At 48.8% G+C, this 2,802-nt stretch carries 2 protein-coding genes and 1 pseudogene; all 3 read right to left on the bottom strand.

The window, feature by feature from the left end:
* Positions 1-1,409 (bottom strand): annotated as a pseudogene (locus L1028_RS11365) (hypothetical protein); the annotation flags it as partial.
* A gap of 72 nt (positions 1,410-1,481) precedes the next feature.
* On the bottom strand, positions 1,482-2,093 hold the full coding sequence (locus L1028_RS11360; protein WP_234534113.1) for a ribonuclease HII: 612 nt from the start codon (positions 2,091-2,093) through the stop codon (positions 1,482-1,484).
* A gap of 284 nt (positions 2,094-2,377) precedes the next feature.
* A partial coding sequence (locus L1028_RS11355) for a group II intron maturase-specific domain-containing protein (protein WP_279306852.1) occupies positions 2,378-2,802 on the bottom strand: 425 nt, incomplete at its 5' end.

The raw sequence follows: 2,802 nt of genomic DNA, 5'->3' as shown, positions 1-2,802 counted from the left end.
GGGGTCTCCCCGCGCGGCGCAGCAGCCGCAGGGGCAGGACTTGCTCCCGCCTCGTCAGCGGGCGGGAGCATCGCGAGCTGCGGCAGACTGCCGCGCAGCTCGGTGAGCACGCCCTGCAGCTTCGCGAGCAGGACGGTCCCACTTGCTGCATGGGGCGCCGCACCAGCAGTAGTTCCTTCGGCGCTCATACTCGCGCCACCCTGCATAGCCCCGCTCTTATCCATCGAGGCAGCCCGACTCTTATCTGAATGTATAGCACTATCCAATGCCCCATCCTTATTCAAATTCAAGGCATTACCCTGAATCTCAACTTCACTGGAACGGATAAGATTATTCACCGCACTATCCGCGTGAGCGTCTAGAGCACGATTTAGAGCACCGGATGTCATGGCAGGTGTTGATTTACCAGCCATAGAATCTGTAACAATACCACCCTTCGAGATTTGAGCTCCTTCACCTGCCTCATCAACTACAACTGGCTTGCCAGTTCCAATCCCCGTTTCATTAACAGAAGCTATGTTAAGAGTCACCTTGACTGGCGCACCTTGTTCAACCGGTTTCAGAGCACCTTCAGCTGCTCCTTCCGAAAGAGCGGTACTTCCGCTTGCGATAGTACCTTCAGCAGTTTTAGTTGTAGCTTGTCCATTTCCTTTAGCTGCCAATTGTTTAGGGTCCGCTTCTATAGCGTCACCCTCTACAACACCCATGTTATTCCCACTTCCAGCACCTGCAGTTACCGAAGGTTCGAGTTTTCCAGTACTTGTACCCATTCCAGATTTAGATTCTGCGGTTATTGGTTCTTCATTAGCCATTTGACCTGCCCATATTGTAATCTGATCTTCCAGTGCTGATAAAAGCTGATGCAGCTGCGGGCCAAATACAGCCTGTTGCAATCCTTTCACACTCTCAGCTGTAACGGGGAGTCCCCGCTTTACAGAAATGACAGCTGCGTCAAGCCACTCTGAAGCAGGCACACCAGCTGGTTTTGCACTCATTACCGCATCCAGCAAAGCCGCTGTCTCTTTTGTAAGCGGAACGCCTCCTGCTTGCATCGCTAGTACGATTTCTCGGCCTGCTTTGGAATCAGTTAATCCTAGCGACTCCAAGGCCTCACCCATGCTTTGAGGAGTGACTAACGCCGTTTCACCGAGGGAGACCGGCTTCAATACGGGTAATCCGCCTTCTCCGGGTGATCCAACCTGTAAGTTCATGGTTTCTCCAGGCAGTAGTGGTGTTTCTAATTCTGCACGAACAGGTGTACCTTGGATTTGCACAACCGCTTCTTTGCCTGAATCCGATACAGAGAGAACAACACCACGAACAACTTGTCCTTCTTTTAACTCTAAAGACTTCGCCGCACCCGGTTTTTGATCTCCAAGCAATCCACGGATCAATGTTCCGATATTCATACCGTTACTCCTCCCTCCATTTTCTCTCTTCTTACTATATCGGTAATCACCCTATTTTTTTAAGCATTGCTTCTAGAATAACGTTTGCTGCTCCGCTAGAATCCGCCCAATAAAACTGCGTCGATGCATAGGTGTTGGACCTAAAGCCGTAATTTGTTCCCGGTGAAGCTTGGTCGCGTAACCTTTATGTATCGCAATCCCATAATCAGGGTATGATTCCTCCCAAAGACCTTCACACAGCCTGTCGCGTGTCACTTTAGCAATAATCGAAGCTGCTGCAATGGACTGACTATTAGCATCTCCTTTAATAATTGCCCGTTGTGGCAAAGGGAGGTCTACCTTTTCAGCATCGATCAGCATATAGTCAGGAGTGTGTTCTAGACTCTCTACCGCCTTTTTCATGGCCAAGCGTGAAGCTTGCTTGATATTAATCTCATCAATGACAGTAGAGTCTACATGCCCCACCCCTACCGCCAGTGCTTGCTCCATTATAATCTCGTATAGAGCATCTCTCTTTTTAGCTGTAAGTTTTTTGGAATCATTAACTCCATCAATAATAAGCCCTTCTGGCAAAATCACCGCTGCTGCGACGACATCCCCAAACAAGCAACCTCTTCCTACTTCATCTACGCCTGCTATTCGGCGATAAGACTGTTCCCAGCCTTCTTTTTCATAGGCCAACATATCTAACGAACTCACTAATTTCTCACCGCCAATTATGAATTATTCTATGATTATATAAGTCAGCTTATCATAGTAAAGCTTACATGGTCATCTTAAAATAGACGTTCCAATTTGATCCATTCCATAAAATATCCCCACACAATGTGACTTAGCTTGATGCGTACTCAGGTACTTTGTCGGATTGCCAAATATATCCTTTCTGATAATCGAGTAGGAGGAGGCGGTAAGCCTCCGTCCTCTCACACCACCGTACAAGCGGGTCCGCATACGGCGGTTCCAAAAGGTTAACAAAGTTCCAGATAACGTGAAAGCAGACTTTTCAGCCCTTTCGCTTCCCAATAGGAAGTCGTAAGGGCATTATTCGTGTTCCGGGACATTTCCCATGCGCCTCGCCTTGAGTTGGCCATCTTAAAATAAGCCCACTCTGGAACCCCTAGTGCCCGGAGTTCTCGGATTCGTGTGCGCACTCGTTTCCATTGCTTCCACAAGCACATTCGGAGTCTTCTCCGTATCCACTGATCCAGCCTTTGGAGATGCGTCTTTGCCGAAGCTAGACGATAATAGCCCAGCCACCCCATCAGATAGCGGTTCAGTCGGCCAATCCGTTCTTCCATTGAAATGGACCATGTTCGGTTCGTTAGCTCGCGAATCCGTTCTTTAAATGCTAAGAGGCTCTTCGGTGCTATTCGAATTGTCGCCTGTTTCTGAC

The organism is Paenibacillus pseudetheri (genome assembly GCF_924513355.1).
GTDB classification, from domain to species: domain Bacteria; phylum Bacillota; class Bacilli; order Paenibacillales; family Paenibacillaceae; genus Paenibacillus_AQ; species Paenibacillus_AQ pseudetheri.
The sequence above is the reverse complement of the archived record's forward strand: the minus strand, read 5'-3'. Positions and strand labels throughout refer to the sequence as shown.

Bases quoted from the DNA above. Each gene is read 5' to 3' on its own strand.
- L1028_RS11360 (WP_234534113.1), bottom strand. From the start codon at position 2,093: ATGTTGGCCTATGAAAAAGAAGGCTGGGAACAGTCTTATCGCCGAATA.